Below are 19,588 nucleotides of genomic sequence, written 5' to 3'. Positions count from 1 at the left end.
GGAGAACGTTTGCTATGGGACAGAAGAAACCGAACCTGATCGTATTTGGAATCGACAGCCTAAGACGCGACCATATGAGCGCTTACGGCTATCACCGGTTAACGACGCCTCATTTGGACCGATTCGCGAAGCAGGGCGTGCTGTTCGAGCAGCATTTCAGCCCGAGCATTCCGACGACGCCGGCTTACGCGTCCATGCTGACCGGCATGGACACGTTCGGCACCGATGTCGTCGCGCTGCGGCACGCCGGTCCGCTGGGCCCGCATGTCAAGACACTCCCCGAGGTGCTCGGCGAAGAAGGGTATAACACGACATGCATCGGGTTTACGGGCAATCCTTCTTCACGCGGCTTCCAAAAATATATCGATTACGAATCGTGGCAGCCGGACCCGGAAACCGGGCGGTCGCCGAAAGCGCAAAATTTGAACGAGAAAGCGGTGCCCGAGCTCGAAAGATTGGCTGCGGACGACAAGCCGTTCTTCCTGTTTTTGCGCCATATGGACCCGCACTCGCCGTATTTGCCGCCGGTACCGTATGAGCGGATGTTTTACGGCAGCGACGAGAAGGATCCGGACAACAAATCGATGGAGCCGGTGTACAACTTTAAGCCGTTCGCGGACTTCTTAAAGTCGTGGATTCCGGAAGGCGTCACCGACCATGAATATGTAACCGCCCAATACGACGGCGCGGTGGCGTATATGGACGCTTGCATCCAGACGCTGCTCAGCAAGCTGGAGGCGCTCGGCTTGGAAGAAGACACCGTCGTTGTCGTTACCGCCGACCATGGAGAGACGCTCTATGAACACGACTGCTATTTCGATCATCACGGGCTTTACGACTGCACGCTCGTCGTGCCGCTGATCGTCCGCTACCCGGGACGATTGCCGGCGGGTACGCGCGTATCCGACGTTTCTTTAATTCAAGACATTATGCCGACCGTGCTCGAATTGCTCGGCATATCGCCGGAGATCGCATTCGACGGAAGCAGCCTCCTTCCGGCAATCGACGGAAAGCGTGAGAAAATCAGCGAATTTTATATAACGGAGTGCACATGGATGCGCAAGCACGGCTGGCGGACGCCGGAATGGAAGCTGATCTGCGCGCTTGAGCCGGATTTTCACTTTAAGCCGGAGGTGGAACTGTACAATCTCATCAGCGACCCGGGTGAGAACGTCAATCTCGCGGAGCGGGAGCCGGAAGTCGTGAAGCTGCTGCAGCAGCGGATGGAGGATTATATCGCCAAGCGGGAGTCGCAAACCGGCCGGCGCAACCCGATCTATACGAATACGAATTGGCACGGGACCGGGAAAATTTTTACGTCTTCGCAAGAGGCATACGATTCGTTGTACATCGGCTCCATCATTAATGCCCGCTCTCTTCAGCAAAAGGAGAAAAAAGAGGAGCAGGCCAGCAAGTAACAACGTGCGGGGGTTGATGCCGGGACCCGGAGCCTTCGGTTCCCGGGAACCCGGCTTCTTCAAGCCCGCGGGAAGGAGGAGCCGCGATGATTAAAGTCGCCGTCGTCGGCGTCAACAATATCGGAAAAATTCATTGCCGCAGCTATGTGCAGCATCCGGATACGGAGCTCGCCGCGGTATGCGACCTTCTTGACGAACGCGCGAACTCCGCCGGCCGGGAATTCGGGGTTCCCGCTTATACGGATCTTAGGGAAATGCTGGGCAAGGAGGAGATCGACGTCGTTGCGGTCGCAACGGCCGGAGTAGAGAACGGCAGTCATCATTTCGAACCGGTCATGACTGCCATCGAGGCCGGAAAGGACGTGCTGGTCGAGAAGCCGATCTCGAACAGGCTCGAAGAAGCGAAGCGGATGGTGGCCTATGCCCGCGAGAAAGGAGTCCGCCTCGCTTGCAATTTGAACCACCGCTTCACTCCCGCCGCGTTCCGGGCGAAGGAGCTCGTGTCCGAGGGCAAGCTCGGCCATTTGCTGTTCGTCAATATGCGCCTGACGATTCAAAACCCGAACGACGCCACTCCATGGCTGCATATGCGGGCGCTGCATCCGCATTCGATCGACGTCATGCGATATTTCGCCGGCGACGTTCGGCGCGTGCAAGCGTTTATGACGAAGGCGCCGGGACGAAGCTCGTGGTCGACCGCGTCGGTCAACATGGAGTTCGCTTCCGGGGCCGTCGGCCATTTGACGGGCAGCTACGACATGTCCATGCGTCATCCGATCGAATATTGCGAGGTCGCCGGTACGGACGGACGTTTCGTCATCGATAACGTATATGAGAGCATGACGTATTATCCTCATCAATCGAACGATTTGCTCGTATTGAAAAACCCGCTTTTCGGCGGGATGCAGGGCTTTAACGATACGTTTACCAGACGGATCGCCCGGTTTATCGAACAGGTGAAGGAAGGTGCGCCGCCGGAACACATCGATGGCTCCGGAGCGGATGCGCTTGCGGCGCAAGCGGTGATCGAGGCGGCAATACAGTCGCACATGCAAGGCGGATTTCCGGTCGACGTGGACGGATAAACATATTTCCAGCAAAGGAGCCGGAACGAATGGGGGCTAGCGAAGGAAAGGTGCTTTGGTTTACGGGCTTGTCAGGCTCGGGGAAAACGACGACCGCAAAGCGGGTAGCTGCCGATTTGCTTCATCAAGGCGTGCGTGCCGAGCTGCTCGACGGCGATGAGCTTCGCGAAACGATTTGCAAGGGGCTCGGCTTTCGGCGGGAGGATCGAATCGAAAACATTAAACGGATCGCCTATGTTTCCAAGCTGCTTTCCCGAAACGGAGTTACCGTTCTAGTTTCCGCCATTACGCCTTATCGGGAAATGAGAGATTTGCTGCGGACATCCGTCCCGGGATACGTGGAAATTTACGTCAAGTGCCCTGTGGAAGAGTGCGAGAAACGCGAGGTGAAAGGGTTGTACGCAAGGGCAAGAAGGGGAGAAGTTTCATCCTTCACCGGCATTTCCGACCCGTACGACGTGCCGGCTTGTCCGGATCTCGTCATCGACACCCAAACGAACACGGTGGAGCAAAATGCGGCGGACATCCTTGCCTGGCTGGAACAACAAACCGCCCGCGCGTCCGTCCCGGCGGTCGGAGAGGAGGAGAGAACGGTATGAACATTATCCTTGTTTCTCTCGACACGCTAAGGGCTTCCAGACTTAGCTGCTACGGATACGGGAAGCCGACAAGCCCTTATCTCGACGCCATCGCTTCTCAAGGCGTCTTGTTCGAGCGAGCCTATGCGGCCGATATTCCGACGGAAGTAGCGCATACCGGCATTTTCACCGGCAAGGTCGGTCTCACGACAGGCGTCGTGTCGCACGGCTCGGAGCTGACGCGGCTGCCTAAATCCACTCCATGGCTGCCGGCCATGCTTCGCTCCGCAGGATTTACAACGGCGGCGGTGGACAATTTGTACCATCTGAAGGAATGGTTTGCGAGAGGGTACCGTTATTACATCAACAGCTCGGGCAAAACGCGCTGGATCGACGGGAAAACCGTCAATGGGCTCGCATTGCCCTGGATCGAGCAGCATAAGGACGAACCGTTTTTTCTATTTCTTCACTATTGGGATCCGCATACGCCTTACTTGCCGCCGGAGCCGTACGCGGCGCAATTTTACGATTCTGGTAAAAATCCGTACGACCCGGACAACCGCAGCATGGAACGAGCCTACAATCATCTCGCGTATCCTTTTTTTAAACACCATCATTACGATTTGATCGGTCCGGTCACGGACAGCGCCTATTACGACGCGCTATACGACGCGGAAATTCGTTATTTGGACGACCGGCTGCAGGAGCTGGATCTGCATCTGGAGAAGCTGGGCATCCGGGAAGATACGCTGCTCGTTCTGTTCGGAGATCACGGCGAAAGCTTGACGGAGCACGACATTTATTGGGACCATTGCGGGCTATACGAGCCTACTGTGCACGTTCCGATCATCATGCGATGGCCGGGGCAGATCCCGGAAGGGCGGAGAGTTACGGGGCTCGTGCAGCAGGTCGACCTGCTCCCGACCTTATTGGAGGCCGCTCGCGCCGCCGCTCCGGAAACAATCGAAATATCCGAGCTGGCGGAGCCGGAAAGCCTCGACGGCCGCAGCTTGTGGCCCGCCATTCGCGGGGAAGCCGAACGCACGCACAAGGAAGTTTATTTAAGCGAGTGCGCATGGCAAGCGGCTAGAGGAATTCGCACCGAGCGTTATAAGTTTATACGTACGTACGACTCCGGCCTGTTTCATAGACCGGAGCAGGAGCTGTACGATCTCGCAGCGGATCCGGAGGAGAAGGTCAATATTGCGGCCGAACAGCCGGAACTTGCGGGCGAATTGGGGCGGCGGTTGGAACGATGGATCGATGACAAGCTGGCCGGCCGTAACGATCCAATGACGATTCAATTGAAAGAGGCCGGGCTGCCGTTTCGCAGACGGATCGAGCAAATTTTGAACGGTGTCGGTATGACCTGGGAGCAATGGTACAGCGATCCGCGCAGAGAACGATTCGACGAGGCGCAGCGGATCGCAAGGTCAAGGCAAGCGAAGCAGGAAGACGGGCGGTGAGATGTGTGAATAAGCTGATCAGCAGCCAGTTCATGAACGAAGATTTTCCTTTCTGGATTACGCGAACGATCCACTCTTCGATTCAAGAGCACAGCCATGAATTTATAGAGCTTGTTTATGTAGTCGGCGGCAACGGAATGCATTGCTTCGAAGGGACGCTCTACGAAATAAAAGCAGGAGACGTGTTTATTATTAACCCGGGGGAAACGCACTCGTACGCATTGGAAGCCGGAGACAAAATCGAAATCATCAATTGCTTGTTTATGCCTTCCTTCATTCCCGACACCTTGCTTCGGGAGCTGGAAATAACGGGTTCGATGGACTATTTTTACGTTCATCCGTTTCTTTCGGACGACATCCGGTTTAATCACCGCTTGAACGTAAGCGGACGGGAAGCCGCTCACGTGTTAGCGCTGCTGGAGGATATGATCCGCGAAATCGGAAGCGCCGGCATGGGGCATAAGACGATCATCCGTTTGAAGCTGATCGAGCTGCTGGTTCTGCTGTCCCGTTATTACAACCATATGGGAATGCAGCAGAAGGTACTGCCGCTGCGCAAGCAGGAGAGTCAAATGACGGCGCGGCGCATCCACGGTTACATGGAGCGCAACTACGATAAAAAAATATCGCTGCAGTCGCTATCCGAGCTGTTCAACATCAGCACCCGCCAGCTGAACCGGCTCGTTCGGCGGGAATACGGCCGAAGCGTAATCGAAATATTGCATGACATTCGCATCGGCCGCGCCCGGCATTTGCTGCTCGACACGGAGGAGAAGGTGATCGCGATCGCGGCGATGGTGGGGTATGACGATCCTTCCTTCTTCAGCCGTCTGTTTCAACGGCTCACAGGCTGCTCTCCGAGCCAATATCGAGTGGAAGGGCAGAACGGAGGCGCATCCCGCGAATATATCGGATAATTCATCGCGGACATACGGCACGGAAGGAAGGGAAGAAACCATGAGAAAGGATACGCCTCCGAACTTGTTGATCATTACGGCGGATCAGCTGCGTTACGATTGCATCGGCGCAAGCGGCTTCCATCCGGTTCATACGCCGAACCTTGACGCGTTATCCAAGGAAGGCGTTACATTCAGCAGCGCCTATTCCCATTTCCCGGTTTGCTGTCCGGCCCGACAGTCGCTGCTGAACGGGAGACGTCCGGAAGCGTTCGGCGCTCTTTGGAACTTCAACGGCGCTCTTCCGACAGGCTCCTTGCAGCCTTCGGATTTTACTTGGACGCGCACGCTGGCCGAGAACGGATACGATTTAGCGTATTTGGGCAAGTGGGGTGTGCATCCGCAGCTGGATGCGACGGCGTTCGGCTTCGATCAGGTGATCGGGGAAGAACGATACCGGGAGTTCCGCAAGCAGCGTTACCCGCACGTCGCGTACACGAGCGGATTTTTCGGGGAACCGAACCCGATTCCCGTGGAAGACAGCTCTACGCATTGGTTCGCCGGGCAAGCGTCGGAGCAGCTGCGAAGGCTGCAGAGCGGCGGCCGTCCGTGGCATATGGCGCTTCATTTTTCCGAGCCGCATTTGCCGTGCCGTCCTTCGGGGAAATTTGCAACGATGTACGACCCCGCTTCCATTCGGGAATGGCCGAGCTTTCGCGAGACGTTCGCGGGGAAGCCGTATATTCAGAGGCAGCAGCTGTATAACTGGGGAATCGAGAGCTTATCTTGGGAGGACTGGTCACCCGTCGTCGCAAGGTACTTCGGCATTATATCGCAATTGGACGAAGCGATCGGCATCGTGCTGCGAACGCTTGAGGAGACGGGCGCGGCGGAGCATACGATTGTCGTGTTCACGGCCGATCACGGGGATATGTGCGGCTCGCATCGAATGATGGACAAACATTACGTGCTTTACGACGATGTGGTTCGCGTGCCGCTGATTGTCCGATTGCCGGGTTTCGGTGCGGCAGGCGCAAGGAACGACGAATTCGTATACAGCTTGTTGGATATGGCCCCGACTGTACTGGAGCTGCTCGGGTTGGAAGGACCCGCACCCGGATACTTTCACGGGGCGTCGTTCGCTCCGCTGTTAACCGGCGGCAGGAACAGCCAGCCTCCGAGGAACGCGGTCGTGTCCGCCTACAACGGACAGCAATTCGGGCTGTACACGCAGCGAATGATCCGGACGAGACGATGGAAGTACATCTGGAATACGACGGACGTCGACGAGCTTTACGATTTGGAGCGCGATCCCGCCGAGCTGATGAATGTAGCGGCCGACGAGCGTTGTTCCGCGACGCTTCGGGAGCTGCGCTTATCGTTATACGAGCGTCTGCAGGCGGACGGAGATCCTCTTGTCGCCAACGAGTGGATGCGAAGACAGCTGACGGAAGAACGGAAGCTGAGCCGCTTATCCTGAGGACTTGTCGGAATTCGCCTCCAATATGGCGCTATGAACCATGACCCGCCGCCGCTCGGTTTTATACAATGAATTCAACCGGAGAGATAGAGAGGAGTGACGAGAGTTGCCGACCGTTCGGCGAAGAAGCGCCGTCGTTTATTTGAAAGCGTTCCTATTTTTGACGCCGATCTTTATTTCTATGATTTTGTTTAAATATATTCCGCTCTTCTCAGCGTTCGTGAAATCGATGTACGAATGGAACGGAGCGAACGTCAACCGGTTCGTCGGCATGAGCAACTTCTCCAGGCTGTTCTCGGATCCGATTTTTTATGAAGCGATGGGTAACATTGCATGGTATACCGGAAGCTTCGCATTGATACAAATTACGCTTCCGCTGCTTGGGGCGCTTCTTGTGCACCATGTAGCCAAGCGGAAGCTGCAAAACGCGTATAAATTTATGTTTTTGCTGCCGCTCGTCGTACCGTCCATCATCATTTTTTTATTGTGGCGATGGATTTATATGGGTAACGGCATCATCAACACATTCCTGGAATCGGCGGGGCTGGGCTCCTGGACGCAAGCCTGGCTCGGTGACAGCGGCACCGCGCTGTGGGCCATCGTGTTCGTCAATTTCCCGTGGGTCGGAGGCATTTCGTTCCTCATCTTTCTGGCGGGACTCGTCGCCATTCCCCGCGAGCTGTACGAAGCAGGCTATATCGATGGGATGGGAGTCGGTCAAAGGTTCGCCTATTTGGAGCTGCCGCAGCTTGTCACGCAAATTCGTCTTGTGCTTCTGCTTGCTTGCATAAACCAATTTCAAAGCTTTGAAAATGTTCTCGTACTGACAAACGGCGGTCCGGGGTACACGACGCTCACTCCGGCGCTTTATTTATATAAAAGAGGGTTTGAATATAACGAATTAGGGTTTGCCTCCGCGATCGGAGTCGTGCTCTTCTTGACCATGCTCCTCTTTACGCTGGCGGTTAACCGTTCGTTCCGCCGAAGATCGTAAGGAAGACACCGAAGATTCCGTTACAAGGAGGGGTTCCCCCTGCAAAGGCCGATGCTCAAATCGTCCGCGCATCATCTTGCATTGCTGTTCCTGCTCGCGCTTACGCTGCTGCCGTTCTATATGCTGCTGATCTCCTCGTTGAAATATAAGGATCAGATGGTACACAGCTTCTGGCGGCCGGCTATGCCTTTACACCTTGATAATTATGGGGAAGCGTTCCGTCAATTGTGGCCGTTCCTCGGCAATTCGATCGTCATCACTTCAGGCATCATCGCATGCGTGCTTATTAATTCCACTTTGGCGGCCTATGCGTTCGCCCGGTATTCATTTCACGGCAAAGAGCTGCTCTATTATTTCGTTCTCCTGTTAATGATGGTTCCAAGCTTCTTGCTGCTGATCCCGCAATTTGTTTTATTTAAGCATCTCGGATTGATTAACACGTATTGGGCGCAAATATTCGGACCGATGGCCGGCGCGTCCTCCACGGCCACCATGCTCATTCGGGCGTTTTTCGAGGATTTATCGGATGCTTATATGGAAGCGGCGGAAATGGAAGGCGCGGGCGACTTGACGATCCTCACGCGGATCATGCTCCCGTTATCCTTGCCGATCTTGGCCACCGTATCGATCATGAACGCGCTGCTCGGCTGGAACAACTATATTTGGCCGCTCGTCATCACGTCGGGCGACCGCGTAAAGCCGGTCATTCTTGCCATCAGCAGCGTCACCGGCCCGCTCGACCAGGTGCAGGGCATTCAATTTGCCGGCTTCGTCATTGCTTCCATACCGCTGCTCGCATTGTTTATCGCTTCGGGCAAGTCGTTCGTAGAAGGATTTACGGCAGGTGCAGTCAAAGGATAAAGAAAAGAGGGAGTCGCATTGGGGAAGAAACATACCGGAAAAGGTAAGCTACCGGCAGCCGTCGCCGCAATAATCGCAATGGCCGCATGTATTTCATTGACCGCTTGCAGCGGAGGCAGGGAGAACGCTGAGTCGTCCGGCTCTACCGTGGAATTGAACGTTACGGTCATGATGGAAAGCCAGGGAGACCAGGATGAAATCAAGGCTTGGGAGGAAATCGTTTCCGCATATCAGGATATGAATCCGGACGTAACGATCAACCTTGACACGCAGTTTTTCCCGGGAGTGGAGCAGCACCGCACATGGGTGACGACGCAGCTGATCGGAGGCACGGCTCCGGATATTTTTACGACGCGTTATATTTGGGACCAAGAGGATTTGAAAAAGGATTTACTGCTCGATTTAACGCCGTATATGAAAGAGAAGAACAAATATGCGGACGATCAAGTCTGGGATGCCATGTTTCCGCAAACGGTGCTGAAGCAGCTCGTAGGCGCCGACGGGACGTATGCCAGCGTTCCGACCTTCGTCAATGTCGTGCGGGTGCTGTATAACAAGGATTTATTCAAAAAGGCGGGCATCGCCGCCCCGCCGAAAACGTGGAGCGAATTTATGGACGCGCATGAAAAGCTGAAAGCGATCGGGGTCGTTCCGTTTGCGTTCCCGAATTCGAAGCCGGGCGACTACAATTACAGCTGGTCGATCCGGATATTAACCGAGGAGCTGGTAGCGGGAGATTACGGGGTCATGGACGCGGACGGAAACGGAAATATCGAAGTAAACGAATATGTGAGGGCCGTCGATCAAGGGATTATCGATTTGGAGAAGTCCCCGTACCGCGACGTATTCTCGATCGTGAAGGAATGGAGCGGCTATTGGCCGAAGGGGTTCAACGGGCTCGATTTCGACTCGTCCTCCGATATGTTCCTTCAAGGAAAAGCGGCCATGGTCATGAGGACGTCGGGCCAAAGCAAGCCGTTATTCCAATCGGAAGCGCGAAAGTTTGAAATCGGCGCGTTCCCGCTTCCGTATTTGACTAAGGATAACCATCCGAGCGCTTCAGGCAAATTGATGGAAATCGGCGGCGTGCCGGCGGGCAATCTCGCCGTACCGAAAACGATTGCACCCGAAAAATTGCCCGCGGCTATGGACTTTCTGAAGTATGCAACCTCTCCCAAGGTACAGGGGATTTTAGCCGAAAGGCTGTTTAGGACACCGATTATCGAGAAGGCGGACCTGCCGGAGCAGATGAAGGGCTTTGCGTTTGTCGGCGACCGTATGCTGCTCAACATTTACAGCGGCGAAGTGGATAAGAACGTAACGGAAAACAATCAAAAGCTCGGCCAGCTTTATTTGGAAGGGAGTTTGTCGCTTGACGATTACGTCAAACAGCTGAAGGAGATCATGCAAAGCGGCGTGAAAGAGAAAATGCAAACGAATCAGTGGGGACCGGATAACGATTACGGGCGAAAGCAATAGAATATAGCTTTTGGAACCGGGAGTGAAAGCGCAATGCATAACCCGAAGAGAAGAAGAGGTACATTATGCTGATTGCTGAACGCTATGAGAAAATCGTGCAATTGGTCAATGACAAGGGAAGCATTCGGGTAAGCGAATTAAGCGAATTGTGCGACGTTACGGAAGAAACGATTCGCCGGGATTTGGACCGGCTGGAGCAGGCGGGAAGACTTCGGCGTTCCCACGGCGGAGCGGTGAGCGTGAAGGACAGTCATCCGGAAACGCCTTATTTCGAGCGTGAAATTATACATGCGGAGGAAAAAAAGCGGATCGCCGAAGAAGCCGTCAAACGGATCGAGCCGCGCGAGCGCATATTGCTGGACGCCAGCACGACAGCCTGGTATATGGCGAAGCTCGTTCCGGATATCCCGCTTACGGTGCTGACAAACTCCATTAAAGTGGCAATTGAGCTCAGCGGCAAAGAAAGGATCGAGGTGCTTTCCGCCGGCGGCCTGCTCGCTTCCCGCTCTCTGTCCTTTGTCGGCCCGCTGGCGGAGCGGTCGTTGGATTCGTATCACGTAAATAAAGCGTTTCTGTCCTGTAAGGGCATTCATCCCGAGCGGGGGATCAGCGAATCGAATGAGCTCCAGGCCAGGGTGAAGCAAAAAATGGTCGGTATGGCGGATGAAACGATATTGCTGGCCGATTCGAGCAAATTCGGCGTGCAGGCGTTTACGCAGTTTGCGGAGTTGGCTGACATCGACACGATCATTTCCGACCGTTCATTATCCGATGAGATGCTGCAAATGTTTGCGAGCCGGGGAATATCGGTCATTACGGTTTGAGAATAGGTGAGGAAGCCTCCTTTTCGATCGGAAAGGGGGTATTCCTTGTTACATAGCAAAAAAAGGAAACGGCCGCATCTAAATCGAATTATGAAATAAAAGATGAGTAAGGGGTTGTTTCCATGCAAGTATTTAGGTACGAGGAATTTGTACAATTCGTAGAGAAACATAAGATTTTGCCTTTCTCGGAGTTCGTTCCCGAATATCCGTCGCTGACGGCGGCGGCGGCCAATAACGATTGGCATTCCGGTACGGATACGGATCCTTGGCTATGGCGGATTCGAATCGTTCATGACGGCGTCGCCGCTTACGGTAAATTTTTCGGCGCTAAAGCCTGTTTTATTCATAAAGATTTATTCCCTGCGGTCAGGACCGTCTTAACGAACGGCAAATCGGTCGATCAAAGATATGAGGACGGACTTCTTTCAAGAACGGCTTATCGGATGTATCAAGTCTTGACGGAGGAAGGAAATATCGATTCAAGAAATTTACGAAAAAAGACGGGGCTTCAAGCAAGAGAGTATAAAAAAGAGTATGAAAAATCGCTTGTAGAGCTTCAAAACTTTGGCGACGCAGTCATTACCGGAGCGTCAAAACAGAGTGAAACCGATTCGGGCTGGAGCAGCATGTGTTACGAACCGTCGGACATGTGGGTGAAGTCCGTTCAAGGGGATGACATCGAGCTTTCCGTTGAAGCTGCGAAAAAGCGGCTGACCGCGGTATTATCCGAAACGTGCTCCCCAAAATCGTTTGCATTTTTCGCTAAAAAATTGAAAGTTAAAATAATGGAATAGTGAAAATTGTTGCTAGATTAATTTTTAATTGGCGAACTTGTGGAAGAAGATTGATAGGTTTATCATTATTCTAACTTCGTAACATTATCCAATGAATAGATGGGGATAATACGATAAGTGAGTACCAATGGAGGCTTTGAACAAGCCCGAGCGTTAACTAAAGGATGTGACAGCATGAATCTTGGCATCGTCGTCATTGAAGTATGCGAACGAAATGAAATCGCTCTTCAACCGTTAGAGGAGTTCGAGGATAAATATATTGAGGTTGCCGTCCAACGAACCGATTGCTTAAATATGTGCAATTTGTGCCGGGCAAGACCATACGCTTTAATTAACGGGGATCGGGTATATGCAACAACGCCGGAAGAGTGTTTGCAAATGATCGATAAAGCCGTCAAGGAACAAATCGATCTTTTTTATAATCCGCAATGACCCCTTGTGAGATAAATTTTGTCCGACCTGGAGGAATCGAATTGAATATCGAACTGAAACCGGTTAACCGGCATAATTGGTCGTCTGCGCTTTCCCTTCGCATTATGGAACATCAGCAATCGTTCGTTCCGGCCGTCGCCGTGTCCCTTGCGAAAGTATATATTAAACCGGACGGCGATGACGTGGAGTATATTCCTTTTGCGATCTATGACAAGGAAAAGATGGTAGGGTTTATTATGCTTGCCTATGAAGAAAATACAAGCGACATGTATTGGGTTAACGGGTTTCTTATCGATTCCGCGGAACAGGGAAAGGGCTACGGCGGAGCCGCACTCCGGCAAATGATCTCCTGGATTTCTGATAAGTTCCCGCAATGCAGGGAAATCCGCCTAACCGTACATAAGGATAACGCTTCGGCGAAAAGGTTTTATAAAAACAGGGGATTTACGGAAACCGGGGGATGGTTCGGCGAAGAAGAAGTGCTTAAGCTTGATGTGAAGTAACGATTTCGGGAATGAATATGATTCGGAAAGAGAGTCGGATGCGATGATCAAAATAGACAAGCCGAAAGTAGAATCCGAGCTTAGGAGCTTTATAGGGAGTAACGCCTATATTCACAGCGAAGCGACTTCTTTCATGTTCGTCCGCAATTATAAGGTTAGCGTTACTCATGCTTTTATAGCGGGAGATGGCCCGTATCGTGCCGCGCTGCGATTCGACGGTCACGGCTGGCTTCGAATGGAGGCGCTTACACATTATGAGGCGGCTGGGGACGGCAGGCTTTTGCTGGCCGGATTCGACGATAAAGGCCGAATGCATACCGCATTACACTTAGGAAAGGAGCCGTTTCCGGAATGAACAACAGCGAAAGAGCTTCAAAGCGCAAGCTTCTTGCGGTATTCGCTCATCCCGACGACGAAACGTTTATATGCGGAGGAACGCTTGCCAAATACGCAAGTGAGGGCGCCGAAATAACGCTGGTAAGCGCCACCCGGGGAGAAATGGGACGACGCATGGGAAATCCGCCTTATTTACATCGGGAATCGATCGGGGCGGCACGCGAACAGGAGCTGCGGCAAGCTTGCGAGAGCTTGGGAATTCAACAGCTCATTTTCTTTGATATCCGCGATAAGACAGTTGAATTTGTCGATGAAATGAGCTTGATCGTGAGAATCGAGGCTCTTATGGCGGAATTGGATCCCGACGTTGTGCTGACGTTCCATGAAAGGCTGGGCGGACACCCGGATCATTGTGCGATCGGTAAGGCAACGACGGCCGCTTTTCGCAAAGCGATGCGCAAAGGCTCTTTATATTTCATTACGTTCGGCGACGCGATGGAACGCCCTGAAATATATGGTTATACTGCTGCGGACGTCGTCAAGATTGACGTTCATGCTCACCGGGAAGCGAAGCTTGCGGCATTCCGCGCTCATCGATGTCAGACCGAAATCGATGAATGGGTATGGTTGCCCGACCAAGAGGCGCTGGAGAGGTTCGGGAAATATGAATACTTTTTAAAAGGGAATCGGGAGCAACCGGTACGGGATTCATGCGATTTATTCTAATGATGGAGAGGTGATTTTATGGCTGTTTATGAATGGAAGCCGGACAAATATTGGAATACGATCGGCTCGCATGAACCGGTGCTGATCATTGAAGACGGCGATCGGGTAATCACATCAACAGTAGATGCACGCGGTTGGGACCGGGCCGGCGAGCAGGCGGCGCCGAGAGGGAATCCGATGACCGGACCGTTCTATGTGAAAGGCGCGGAGCCCGGCGACACGCTTGCCGTCCGCTTCGAATCGATTATACCGAACCGCGGATGGGCATGGGCTACGGACGTGCTCGCTTCGAACGTCGTCGACCCGACGTATGCAGCAAACCTTCCGAAAGAGCAAATTAAGAGATGGGCGATCGATGAGGACCGCTGGACGGCAAGTCCCGAACAGGAAAGCGGCGCTCTAGCCGGGCTGCGGCTTCCGCTTGCGCCTTTTTTCGGTTGCTTCGGCGTGGCTCCGCCCCGAGGGCAAGCGATCTCCACTGCAACCTCCGGACCATACGGCGGAAATATGGATTATAGAGGATTTGGAGCAGGCGTTACCGTCTATTTGCCGGTGTTTGCCGAAGGCGCGCTGTTTTTCCTCGGTGACGGGCATGCGCTCCAAGGGGACGGAGAAATTGTCGGTACAGGCCTCGAAATTTCGATGGATACGACGTTCACGGTTTCATTGCTAAAGGGGCGTTCGATCGAATGGCCGCGCGGGGAAACGGACGATTCGATCTTTACGGTAGGCAATACCAGGCCGCTCGATGAAGCTCTTCAACAAGCGACGACGGAGATGCTTCGCTGGCTGACTTCGGAGGACGATTATAAACTAAGTATTCAAGAAGCGAGCCAGTTGATGGGACATTGCGTGGAGTACGAGATCGGCAATGTGTTTAACCCTGCCTATACGATGGTTTGTAAAATGAAAAAAAATCGGCTCCCGGCCAAAACGAATCAATAAATCATATTCAATTACAAACTCACCGCTGCTATTCCATAAGAGAAAAAGGTGGGTTTTGATTTATTAGGTTCATTAATTAAATTATATTTATATCATTAATTAAAAGATTTATCTTATTAATTATTAGCAATCTATTAACATGCGGAAGGAGTTGTGCCTTTGATTGCAGACCGATTGGGAGTATTGACGGACGAAGTGTCCGAGCGTTACGAAGAAGCGCTTGACTGGGCCGCGGAGCAAGGACTAGCGCATGTAGAAGTTAGAATCGTCAACGGGCGGAATGCCGCACAGCTAAGCGATGAGCAAGCGCACGAGGTGCGACGGCTGGCAGAAGCCAGAGGACTGTATATTTCCGCCATCGCATCGCCCCTGTTCAAGTGCGCATTGGACCCTTCCAGACCGGTTGCTTCTGGCGACACGTTCGGGCAGCCGGAGGAAAGCGTTGAAGCTCATCACGAAAAGCTCAGCAGAGTTATTGCTATCGCCAAAATACTCGGCACCGAACGGATCCGAATATTTTCGTTTTGGCGGGAAGAGCATCCGGAGCTGCACCGTGAAGAAATCGTTCGTCACCTGAGCTTGGCGGCAAAAGTAGCGGAAGAGGAAGGAGTGAAGCTTCTGCTGGAGAACGAGCCGTCCTGCAACGGCGGAGTCGCAGAGGAAGTGGCTGACCTTGTCCGTTCGGTCGATTCGCCCGCATTGCGTGCCTTGTGGGACCCGGGCAACGAAGCTTATGCGGGCAAAGAAGCGTATCCGGCCGGGTACGGCGCAGTGAAAGAGCTGATCGGCCATGTCCACCTGAAGGATGCCCATTTCGGGCGAAACGGTGAGGCACGGTGCGTACCGCTCGGATCCGGCGACGTTCCGGTCATCGCTCAGCTGCGGGCGTTGGCGGCGGACGGATACGACGGATTGTATACGATCGAAACGCATTTCATCCCCGCATGCGGAAGCCGGATGACCGGCACGCGCATGACGCTTGAAGCGCTAAAAGCGCTTCTGAAGGAGGTGTAAGTTTACAGATGCCGCAGAAGCCTATTAAAGCTGAAACGGTAGATCGTTTGAAAGTTCGCATTTATGAAAGCCGCAAAGAGATGGGTGAGGCGGCGGGCGAGGAAGCTGCCGCGAAAATCAAAGAGCTCTTATCGAAGCAACAGTCGGTTCGAATTATTTTCGCCGCTGCTCCTTCGCAGAATCAATTGCTGGATCGGCTCGCTGCGGACCCGGACATCGAATGGCGGCGCATTACCGCTTTTCATATGGACGAATATATCGGCTTGCCGGAGGGAGCTCCCCAAGCGTTCAGCCGTTATTTGCGCGAGCGGTTATTCGATCGGGTGAAGCCCGGCATCGTCCACTTGATCGACGGCGCGAACACCGCAGAGGAGGAATGCGCCCGCTACGAGTCGCTTCTGAAGGAAGCGCCGATCGATATCGTATGTTTAGGCATCGGGGAGAACGGACATATCGCCTTCAACGATCCGCCTGTTGCTGATTTTAACGACCCTGTTCTTATGAAGGCAGTCGAATTGGACGACGTTTGCCGGCAGCAGCAGGTGAACGACGGCTGTTTCCGGACGTTCGACGAAGTTCCGACTCATGCGCTGACGCTGACGATCCCGGCGCTGCTTACCGCCGCTAATCTGTTCTGCGTCGTTCCCGGTCCGACGAAACGGCAAGCCGTTGCGCGCACGCTGCGAGACCCCGTCTCGACGCATTGTCCGTCGACCATTCTAAGAACCCACGCCGACTGCACGTTATACGTAGATATCGACTCTTATGGAGAACCGCGGCCATGAGACTGAATGCGCTTCACTATCGGACCGGACAACCGATTGCGATTGAAATCGAGCATGGAACGATTGCGCGTATATTGCAGGCCGATGCTGAGACTGAGCAAGTAAACCGTGGCGCGCTTCCTTTTGCCGCACCGGGGTTAATCGATCTGCAAATCAACGGATACGCCGGATTCGACTTCAATGTCAACCCGTTAGAGCCCGAACGTATAGGGAATACGGTTCGGAAGCTATGGAAAGAGGGGATTACAAGTTTCTATCCGACGGTGATTACAAACCGGCCGGATTCGATATATGCCTCGATGAAAGCCATTGCGCAAGCTTGCGAGCTCGATGAAACGGCCGCCGGCGGAATTGCCGGAATTCATCTGGAAGGGCCGTTTCTTTCGCCGGAAGACGGAGCGCGGGGAGCCCATCCGAAGGAATATGTAAGGGCACCGGATTGGGATCTGTTTTGCCGCTGGCAGGAGGCGTCCGGCGGCCGCATCGCCATCATCACGCTATCCCCCGAATGGGAGGGGAGCGGCGATTTTATCCGCAAATGCACGGAACATAACATTACGGTTTCGATCGGCCACACATCGGCGACCTCGGAACAAATTAAGGAAGCGGTTGCATGCGGGGCGCGCATGTCGACGCACTTAGGGAACGGCGCCCACTTGACGCTTCCCCGGCATCCGAATTACATATGGGAGCAGCTTGCCCAAGATGAGCTGTGGAGCTGCGTCATCGCGGACGGCTTTCACCTTCCGGAACAGGTGCTGAAGGTCGTCCTGAAGGTAAAGGGACCGAGAGCGATGCTGGTCAGCGATGCCGTTTCATTATGCGGCTTGCCTCCCGGCGAATATACAACGCATGTCGGCGGACGGGTCGTCTTAACGGCTGAGGGCCGGCTGCACCTCGCGGAGCAGAAAGAGCTGCTGGCCGGTTCGGTGCAGATGCCGCTTCAGGGAATCGGCCGTTTGTTAAACAGCGGGCTTGCGTCATTGCCGGAAGCGTGGGACATGGCGTCGGTCAGGCCGGCAAATTTCATGGGCTTGCCGGCATCGGCCGGATTGACCGAGGGAGCGCCTGCCGACATCGTTCTATTCCGGGTTGATAACGGAACGTTGAAAGCAGAAAGAACCTATAAATCGGGAAAACTCGTTTATTCATCGACAATTCAATAAGGAAAGAGGACTGCCTAATGAGCTCAAACCCAATAAAGGTCGGCATTATCGGCCAAGGCCGGAGCGGCCGCGACATTCACGGCCATCTGCTTGTTCAGCTTCCGGAGCATTATCGTATCGTCGCGATCGCGGACTCTATTCCCGAACGCCAAGAACGCGCGCGGAACGAATACCCAGGCTGCAGCGCCTACGCTGCGTGGGAGGAGATGGTCGAACACGAGCGGCTCGATCTGATCGTCAACGCGTCGCCCAGCCATCTCCATTTCCCGATATCGCTTGAATTGTTGAACCGCGGCTTTCACGTTCTGTGCGAGAAGCCGCTTGCCAAATCGCCGGAGGAGGTCGACGAGCTGATTGCGGCTTCGAAGCGTTCGGGCAAGGTACTCGCCGTGTTCCAGCAATCTCGCTATCATCCTGCATTCGTACAAATCCGCAAAGTGATCGAATCCGGCGTATTAGGCCGCATCGTACAGGCGGATATTAGCATGAACGGATTTTCGCGCCGATGGGATTGGCAGACGCTCCAAAGCAACAACGGCGGAAGCCTGATGAATACCGGACCGCATCCGTTGGATCAAGCGCTTCAGCTATTCGGCACCGATGCGATGCCGCAAATTACTTGTATTATGGACCGCGCCAATACGTTCGGGGATGCGGAGGATTATGTAAAGCTCATTATGAGAGGCGCCGGGCGGCCGACCATCGACATCGAAATTTCATCCTGCTGCGCATATCCTCAAGACGCGTTCAATATCCAGGGGACGAACGGCGGACTTCGCGGCAGCGCCGATCGTCTGGAGTGGAAATATTTCAAGCCGGAGGAGGCGCCGTTCCAGCAGTTGATTAAGGAGCCGCTGTTTACAAGCGACGGTTTGCCCGCTTATTGCAGCGAAACGCTGCTATGGCATTCCGACAGTTGGACGATGTCGTTGCCGGAAGGCCGCAGCTTGTTCGAATATATGACCGAAGCTTTGTACCGCATGCTCTACAACACGTTGACAACGGGAACCGAACTCGAAATTACGCCGGAGCAGGTTCGTCAGCAGCTGCGGGTGATGGAAGAGTGCAGGCGCCAAAACCCGCATATTTACAATATTTGATGACAAAAGAAAAAGCTTTTATCCGGCAATACACCGGATAAAAGTTTTTATTTTCTGCGGCCTTTGCGGGAAAGCCTGCGGCAGCGGGAAGGTTTGCAATGACATTTGGCCCCGTCGATAAAATGCAATGTTTTGAGCACTTTCGGCGCTTCTGCCACGAGTTTTTTCAATATCCGGATCGGACGGCCGTACTTTGCGTAATCATAGTCTTGCTTATCCGGCTTTAAAAACGCGTCAGGCAGCTCTTCGGGCAAAAGATAACCGTAGGTTAAGCCTTTATATTGGCACAAGAAGGTAACCGGAGAGTCTTTAAAATAACGCTCCCAGGCATTCCCCGTCAATTTCGAGATGTCGATCGTAAAGATCGGGTCGTATATTTTGCCCTTATATCGGAATCGAAACGAAAGAAACCTTTCCTGCGGTTTTCCGTAGATTTTCCGGTCCACCACGGTATAAGACTTCCACCAACGCGGAATGACGATGGCAAAGCCGAACTTCCGATTCCGGTAAACAATCGGTTTTGTCAGCCTCGGCTTCCTGTTCACGGTGTTCACCTATTTTCTATGGGTTTTTCCCCAATATATGTAAAGGCGGCGGAAACGTGCAGCCCGCATATGTTACAAATAATGAAAAACCGTCCCCAGCTAAGCTAATGGGACGGTTTTTTTTCTACAACTGACCAATTAACGTACAAAACTTAGTTTCA

General features: G+C 53.5%; 21 protein-coding genes. 20 read left to right on the top strand and 1 reads right to left on the bottom strand.

Features of this window, described 5'->3' with window-relative positions; genetic code table 11:
• Window positions 1-14: 14 nt before the first annotated feature.
• From PT964_RS03675 to PT964_RS03580, 20 genes are all read left to right on the top strand, one after another.
• Window positions 15-1,418, top strand: coding sequence for a sulfatase family protein (locus tag PT964_RS03675; protein WP_274361975.1), 1,404 nt, complete (start codon window positions 15-17; stop codon window positions 1,416-1,418).
• A gap of 86 nt (window positions 1,419-1,504) precedes the next feature.
• Complete coding sequence (locus PT964_RS03670; protein WP_274361974.1) at window positions 1,505-2,503, top strand: Gfo/Idh/MocA family protein; 999 nt, start codon at window positions 1,505-1,507, stop codon at window positions 2,501-2,503.
• 29 nt (window positions 2,504-2,532) lie between these two features.
• Window positions 2,533-3,102: an adenylyl-sulfate kinase gene (gene cysC / locus PT964_RS03665; protein ID WP_274361973.1), complete on the top strand. Its 570-nt coding sequence runs from the start codon at window positions 2,533-2,535 to the stop codon at window positions 3,100-3,102.
• Window positions 3,099-4,547, top strand: a complete 1,449-nt coding sequence (locus PT964_RS03660; protein WP_274361972.1) for a sulfatase family protein — start codon at window positions 3,099-3,101, stop codon at window positions 4,545-4,547. The genes cysC and PT964_RS03660 overlap by 4 nt, the downstream gene beginning before the upstream one ends.
• A 5-nt stretch (window positions 4,548-4,552) precedes the next feature.
• A complete protein-coding gene (locus PT964_RS03655) occupies window positions 4,553-5,464 on the top strand; it encodes an AraC family transcriptional regulator (protein WP_274361971.1) in 912 nt (303 codons plus the stop codon).
• 40 nt (window positions 5,465-5,504) lie between these two features.
• The gene (locus PT964_RS03650) at window positions 5,505-6,923 is read left to right on the top strand and encodes a sulfatase family protein (RefSeq protein ID WP_274361970.1); all 1,419 of its coding nucleotides are present in this window, start codon (window positions 5,505-5,507) and stop codon (window positions 6,921-6,923) included.
• 106 nt (window positions 6,924-7,029) lie between these two features.
• Window positions 7,030-7,917 (top strand): carbohydrate ABC transporter permease, encoded by an 888-nt coding sequence (locus PT964_RS03645; protein ID WP_274361969.1) that lies wholly within the window; start codon window positions 7,030-7,032, stop codon window positions 7,915-7,917.
• A gap of 51 nt (window positions 7,918-7,968) precedes the next feature.
• Window positions 7,969-8,778, top strand: a complete 810-nt coding sequence (locus PT964_RS03640) for a carbohydrate ABC transporter permease (protein WP_274361968.1) — start codon at window positions 7,969-7,971, stop codon at window positions 8,776-8,778.
• A gap of 18 nt (window positions 8,779-8,796) precedes the next feature.
• A complete protein-coding gene (locus tag PT964_RS03635; RefSeq protein WP_274361967.1) occupies window positions 8,797-10,257 on the top strand; it encodes an ABC transporter substrate-binding protein in 1,461 nt (486 codons plus the stop codon).
• A gap of 65 nt (window positions 10,258-10,322) precedes the next feature.
• A complete protein-coding gene (locus tag PT964_RS03630) occupies window positions 10,323-11,081 on the top strand; it encodes a DeoR/GlpR family DNA-binding transcription regulator (protein ID WP_274361966.1) in 759 nt (252 codons plus the stop codon).
• 122 nt (window positions 11,082-11,203) lie between these two features.
• A complete protein-coding gene (locus PT964_RS03625; RefSeq protein WP_274361965.1) occupies window positions 11,204-11,875 on the top strand; it encodes an AlkZ-related protein in 672 nt (223 codons plus the stop codon).
• Between the two features lie 174 nt (window positions 11,876-12,049).
• Window positions 12,050-12,307: a DUF1450 domain-containing protein gene (locus PT964_RS03620; protein WP_274361964.1), complete on the top strand. Its 258-nt coding sequence runs from the start codon at window positions 12,050-12,052 to the stop codon at window positions 12,305-12,307.
• Between the two features lie 41 nt (window positions 12,308-12,348).
• Window positions 12,349-12,810, top strand: coding sequence for a GNAT family N-acetyltransferase (locus PT964_RS03615; protein WP_274361963.1), 462 nt, complete (start codon window positions 12,349-12,351; stop codon window positions 12,808-12,810).
• 43 nt (window positions 12,811-12,853) lie between these two features.
• Window positions 12,854-13,165, top strand: a complete 312-nt coding sequence (locus PT964_RS03610; RefSeq protein ID WP_274361962.1) for a DUF1806 family protein — start codon at window positions 12,854-12,856, stop codon at window positions 13,163-13,165.
• Window positions 13,162-13,872 (top strand): PIG-L family deacetylase, encoded by a 711-nt coding sequence (locus PT964_RS03605; protein ID WP_274361961.1) that lies wholly within the window; start codon window positions 13,162-13,164, stop codon window positions 13,870-13,872. Before PT964_RS03610 ends, PT964_RS03605 begins: the two co-directional genes overlap by 4 nt.
• 18 nt (window positions 13,873-13,890) lie before the next feature.
• Complete coding sequence (locus PT964_RS03600) at window positions 13,891-14,817, top strand: acetamidase/formamidase family protein (protein WP_274361960.1); 927 nt, start codon at window positions 13,891-13,893, stop codon at window positions 14,815-14,817.
• A gap of 159 nt (window positions 14,818-14,976) precedes the next feature.
• Window positions 14,977-15,831, top strand: a complete 855-nt coding sequence (locus PT964_RS03595; RefSeq protein WP_274361959.1) for a sugar phosphate isomerase/epimerase family protein — start codon at window positions 14,977-14,979, stop codon at window positions 15,829-15,831.
• An 8-nt stretch (window positions 15,832-15,839) separates the two neighbouring features.
• Window positions 15,840-16,616, top strand: a complete 777-nt coding sequence (locus tag PT964_RS03590) for a glucosamine-6-phosphate deaminase (RefSeq protein ID WP_274361958.1) — start codon at window positions 15,840-15,842, stop codon at window positions 16,614-16,616.
• Window positions 16,613-17,782, top strand: coding sequence for an N-acetylglucosamine-6-phosphate deacetylase (locus PT964_RS03585; protein ID WP_274361957.1), 1,170 nt, complete (start codon window positions 16,613-16,615; stop codon window positions 17,780-17,782). The genes PT964_RS03590 and PT964_RS03585 overlap by 4 nt, the downstream gene beginning before the upstream one ends.
• A 17-nt stretch (window positions 17,783-17,799) precedes the next feature.
• The gene (locus PT964_RS03580; protein WP_274361956.1) at window positions 17,800-18,882 is read left to right on the top strand and encodes a Gfo/Idh/MocA family protein; all 1,083 of its coding nucleotides are present in this window, start codon (window positions 17,800-17,802) and stop codon (window positions 18,880-18,882) included.
• Window positions 18,883-18,929: 47 nt separating this feature from the next.
• Here PT964_RS03580 and PT964_RS03575 read toward each other — a convergent pair whose 3' ends face one another.
• Complete coding sequence (locus PT964_RS03575; protein WP_274361955.1) at window positions 18,930-19,427, bottom strand: hypothetical protein; 498 nt, start codon at window positions 19,425-19,427, stop codon at window positions 18,930-18,932.
• Between the last annotated feature and the right edge of the window lie 161 nt (window positions 19,428-19,588).

The sequence above is a fragment of the Paenibacillus thermotolerans genome (genome assembly GCF_028745515.1).
Lineage (GTDB): Bacteria > Bacillota > Bacilli > Paenibacillales > YIM-B00363 > Paenibacillus_AE > Paenibacillus_AE thermotolerans.
Note: the sequence above shows the minus strand (reverse complement) of the source record. Positions and strands in the feature narration are given on the sequence as shown.

Coding starts and splice junctions, on each gene's coding strand:
- PT964_RS03630 (WP_274361966.1), top strand. CDS start 10,323: ATGCTGATTGCTGAACGCTATGAGAAAATCGTGCAATTGGTCAATGAC.
- PT964_RS03660 (WP_274361972.1), top strand. CDS start 3,099: ATGAACATTATCCTTGTTTCTCTCGACACGCTAAGGGCTTCCAGACTT.
- PT964_RS03580 (WP_274361956.1), top strand. CDS start 17,800: ATGAGCTCAAACCCAATAAAGGTCGGCATTATCGGCCAAGGCCGGAGC.
- PT964_RS03625 (WP_274361965.1), top strand. CDS start 11,204: ATGCAAGTATTTAGGTACGAGGAATTTGTACAATTCGTAGAGAAACAT.
- PT964_RS03640 (WP_274361968.1), top strand. CDS start 7,969: ATGCTCAAATCGTCCGCGCATCATCTTGCATTGCTGTTCCTGCTCGCG.
- PT964_RS03590 (WP_274361958.1), top strand. CDS start 15,840: ATGCCGCAGAAGCCTATTAAAGCTGAAACGGTAGATCGTTTGAAAGTT.
- PT964_RS03650 (WP_274361970.1), top strand. CDS start 5,505: ATGAGAAAGGATACGCCTCCGAACTTGTTGATCATTACGGCGGATCAG.
- cysC (WP_274361973.1), top strand. CDS start 2,533: ATGGGGGCTAGCGAAGGAAAGGTGCTTTGGTTTACGGGCTTGTCAGGC.
- PT964_RS03620 (WP_274361964.1), top strand. CDS start 12,050: ATGAATCTTGGCATCGTCGTCATTGAAGTATGCGAACGAAATGAAATC.
- PT964_RS03585 (WP_274361957.1), top strand. CDS start 16,613: ATGAGACTGAATGCGCTTCACTATCGGACCGGACAACCGATTGCGATT.
- PT964_RS03675 (WP_274361975.1), top strand. CDS start 15: ATGGGACAGAAGAAACCGAACCTGATCGTATTTGGAATCGACAGCCTA.
- PT964_RS03610 (WP_274361962.1), top strand. CDS start 12,854: ATGATCAAAATAGACAAGCCGAAAGTAGAATCCGAGCTTAGGAGCTTT.
- PT964_RS03670 (WP_274361974.1), top strand. CDS start 1,505: ATGATTAAAGTCGCCGTCGTCGGCGTCAACAATATCGGAAAAATTCAT.
- PT964_RS03600 (WP_274361960.1), top strand. CDS start 13,891: ATGGCTGTTTATGAATGGAAGCCGGACAAATATTGGAATACGATCGGC.
- PT964_RS03605 (WP_274361961.1), top strand. CDS start 13,162: ATGAACAACAGCGAAAGAGCTTCAAAGCGCAAGCTTCTTGCGGTATTC.